Source organism: Enterobacter sp. PGRG2 (assembly GCF_030291195.1).
Taxonomy (GTDB): Bacteria; Pseudomonadota; Gammaproteobacteria; order Enterobacterales; family Enterobacteriaceae; genus Enterobacter_D.
This window is the reverse complement of record NZ_CP127837.1, coordinates 684479-685923: the sequence shown is the minus strand read 5'-3', so window position 1 is coordinate 685923 and position 1445 is coordinate 684479. Positions and strand designations below refer to the sequence as shown.

The following is a 1445-nucleotide window of genomic DNA, read 5'->3' as shown; positions in this document are numbered from 1 at the left end:
TTAACACTGAGGCGTGATGACGAGGCACTACGGTGCTGAAGTGACAAATGCCCTGCTTCCAGGAAAAGCCTCTAAGCATCAGGTAACACAGAATCGTACCCCAAACCGACACAGGTGGTCAGGTAGAGAATACCAAGGCGCTTGAGAGAACTCGGGTGAAGGAACTAGGCAAAATGGTGCCGTAACTTCGGGAGAAGGCACGCTGGTGCGTAGGTGAAGCGACTTGCTCGCGGAGCTGAAACCAGTCGAAGATACCAGCTGGCTGCAACTGTTTATTAAAAACACAGCACTGTGCAAACACGAAAGTGGACGTATACGGTGTGACGCCTGCCCGGTGCCGGAAGGTTAATTGATGGGGTTAGCGGCAACGCGAAGCTCTTGATCGAAGCCCCGGTAAACGGCGGCCGTAACTATAACGGTCCTAAGGTAGCGAAATTCCTTGTCGGGTAAGTTCCGACCTGCACGAATGGCGTAATGATGGCCAGGCTGTCTCCACCCGAGACTCAGTGAAATTGAAATCGCTGTGAAGATGCAGTGTACCCGCGGCAAGACGGAAAGACCCCGTGAACCTTTACTATAGCTTGACACTGAACACTGGTCCTTGATGTGTAGGATAGGTGGGAGGCTTTGAAGCGTGGACGCCAGTCTGCGTGGAGCCATCCTTGAAATACCACCCTTTAATGGCTGGTGTTCTAACGTGGACCCGTTACCCGGGTTGCGGACAGTGTCTGGTGGGTAGTTTGACTGGGGCGGTCTCCTCCTAAAGCGTAACGGAGGAGCACGAAGGTTAGCTAATCCTGGTCGGACATCAGGAGGTTAGTGCAATGGCATAAGCTAGCTTGACTGCGAGCGTGACGGCGCGAGCAGGTGCGAAAGCAGGTCATAGTGATCCGGTGGTTCTGAATGGAAGGGCCATCGCTCAACGGATAAAAGGTACTCCGGGGATAACAGGCTGATACCGCCCAAGAGTTCATATCGACGGCGGTGTTTGGCACCTCGATGTCGGCTCATCACATCCTGGGGCTGAAGTAGGTCCCAAGGGTATGGCTGTTCGCCATTTAAAGTGGTACGCGAGCTGGGTTTAGAACGTCGTGAGACAGTTCGGTCCCTATCTGCCGTGGGCGCTGGAGAATTGAGGGGGGCTGCTCCTAGTACGAGAGGACCGGAGTGGACGCATCACTGGTGTTCGGGTTGTCATGCCAATGGCATTGCCCGGTAGCTAAATGCGGAAGAGATAAGTGCTGAAAGCATCTAAGCACGAAACTTGCCCCGAGATGAGTTCTCCCTGACCCTTTAAGGGTCCTGAAGGAACGTTGAAGACGACGACGTTGATAGGCCGGGTGTGTAAGCGCAGCGATGCGTTGAGCTAACCGGTACTAATGAACCGTGAGGCTTAACCTTACAACGCCGAAGATGTTTTGGCGGATTTGAGAGATTTTCAGCTT

The 1445-nt window shown here is 53.6% G+C and carries 1 rRNA gene (cut by a window edge); it reads left to right on the top strand.

From position 1 onward, the window contains the following. A 23S ribosomal RNA gene (locus tag QRD42_RS02895) occupies positions 1–1401 on the top strand; it begins 1506 nt to the left of the window's first position. The last annotated feature ends 44 nt before the right edge of the window (positions 1402–1445 follow it).